Source organism: Flavobacterium sp., assembly GCF_025352015.1.
In the GTDB taxonomy this organism is placed as follows: Bacteria; Bacteroidota; Bacteroidia; order Flavobacteriales; family Flavobacteriaceae; genus Flavobacterium.
This window is the reverse complement of sequence record NZ_JANXUG010000065.1, coordinates 1-2463: the sequence shown is the minus strand read 5'-3', so window position 1 is coordinate 2463 and position 2463 is coordinate 1. Positions and strand designations below refer to the sequence as shown.

Sequence of the window (2463 nt, the reverse complement as noted above, 5' to 3'; positions counted from 1 at the left end):
CTGAAAGGGTTTTTAAATTAATTATTATGAAAAAATTACTTTTCTTTTTACTGATTTCAGTTTCAGCTTTCGCACAAATCGACCGTGTAGAACCACCATTTTGGTATGCAGGAATGAATTTATCAAATGTGCAAATCATGTTCTATGGAAAAAACATAGCTTTTAATGAAGTGTCGGTTTCCAGAGGTCTTGTCATCAAAGACATTCACAAAACTGAAAATCCTAATTACATTTTTGTAACCATTGATACCAAAAACATACCTCCAACTGAGGTAACGTTCACTTTTAAAAATGGTAAAAAATCATTTGTCAAAAACTACTCGCTCAAAGTAAGACGAGAAAATTCCCGCTTACGCAAAAGCTACGACAGTTCAGATATGATATATTTAATTATGTCTGATCGTTTTGCCAATGGAAATCCGAATAACGACAGCGAGAAATCCATGACCGAAAAAGCCAATAGAACCAACCCAAGCGGAAGACATGGTGGCGATATTCAAGGAATAATAAATCATTTGGATTACATTAATGAGCTGGGGGCAACCGCGCTTTGGGCAACACCAATTTGCGAAGACAATGACGAAAATTTTTCCTATCATGGCTACGGACAATCCGATGTTTACAATATTGACCCAAGATTTGGCACCAATGATGATTACAAAAAATTGTCAGCCGAATTGCATAAAAAAGGAATGAAAAACATTATGGATTATGTGACCAATCATTGGGGTTGGCAACACTGGATGTACAAAGACTTACCCACCAAAGACTGGGTACATCAATTTCAGGAATACACACAAACCAATCACAGAAGGGAAAGTTTGAACGATACACATGCTTCAAAAATTGATGCCGAAATTTGCTCTGACGGATGGTTTGTAAAATCGATGCCCGATTTGAATCAAAGCAATCCGTTGGTGCTAAATTACTTGATTCAAAATGCCATTTGGTGGATTGAATATGCTGATTTAGATGGTTTTCGAGTGGATACGTATCCTTATAACGACAAAGAAGGTATATCAAAATGGACCAAAGCCATTACTGACGAATATCCAAATTTTAATATTGTTGGAGAAATTTGGATGCATAACCAAGCACAAATATCGTATTGGCAAAAAGACAGTAAAATTGGCGCAATTCAAAGTTACAACGCCAACTTGCCATCAGTGATGGATTTTACCTTGCTTGATGCTTTAGGCAGTGTTTTCAATGAAGATAAATCCGATTATGATAAAGGAATGATTAAAGTGTATGAAAATTTTACCAATGATTTTTTATATGCAAATGCCAATAACATTTTAACTTTTGCAGAAAATCACGACACCAATCGCTTTAACGATATTTATAAAAACGATTTCAAAAAATACCAAATGGCAATGACGCTTTTGGCAACGGTCCGCGGAATTCCACAACTGTATTATGGCTCCGAAATTGGAATGAGTGGCAATAAAGATAAAAATGGCGATGCAAATATTCGCCAAGATTTTCAGGGCGGCTGGAACGGCGATGTTAACAATGCTTTTACCCAAGCTGGTAGAACTGAAGTTCAAAATAAATTCTTTGCCTTTACATCCAAATTATTCAATTGGAGAAAATCAAAACAAGTTATTCACAGCGGAAAAATGACGCATTACATTCCCGAGAATAATGTGTATGTTTATTTTCGTATCAATGAAACCGAAAGCGTTATGGTTGTCATTAATAACAATCCCGTCAAACAAACCTTTGCCACCAATCGATTTCAAGAGAACACTAACAACTATAAAACTGGAAAAGATATTTTTAGCAATGTAATTTTTGATTTGAAAAATGATATTTCTATTGAAGGAAAATCAGTTTTGGTTTTGGAACTAAAATAAATAAGTCTCACAAAACGCAGAGACGCAAATAATAAAACTATAAATAAAAAATGCTTTGCGCCATTGTGTCTTAGCGAGATTAAATAAACAAAATGAGAAAACTACTCTTACTATTATTTATAACATCAATTTCATTTGCCCAAAATGCAAACAGAAAATTTATTGCACTAACTCAAAAAGATGGTGTTGTCACTATTAAAACCAGCGACGGTGATTATCAAATACTTTTTTTTAGCACTAAAATTGTTGAAAATACATTTATTCCAACAGGCGAAACTAACAATTTAAAATCCGAAGCAGTAGTTTTAAAAAATGTTCCCTATAAATTTCACATACTAAAGAACGGCAATTTTGTGTCTTTCGGTTCTGACTACATTACCGTCTTGATTACTAAAAGTCCGTTTCAAATTACTTATAAAAACAATTCAAATCTGAACATTCTTTCCGAAAAAGCAGGCTTTATCAAGAAAAACGATAGCACTCAAATTCTTCAGTTCAATATCTCTAAAGAGGAAAAACTTTTTGGTGGCGGCGCAAGAGCATTGGGCATGAACCGAAGAGGCAATAGGCTTCGCTTGTACAACCGCGCGCAATATGGTTATGA

The 2463-nt window shown here is 34.6% G+C and carries 1 protein-coding gene and 1 pseudogene; both read left to right on the top strand.

Translation table 11 applies throughout. The annotated features are described in order from the left end of the window. The first annotated feature begins 26 nt into the window (after positions 1–26). A complete protein-coding gene (locus Q0Q96_RS06495) occupies positions 27–1859 on the top strand; it encodes a glycoside hydrolase family 13 protein (protein WP_293872426.1) in 1833 nt (610 codons plus the stop codon). A gap of 92 nt (positions 1860–1951) precedes the next feature. Continuing rightward, positions 1952–2463, top strand: a pseudogene (locus Q0Q96_RS06490) (alpha-glucosidase domain-containing protein); the annotation flags it as partial.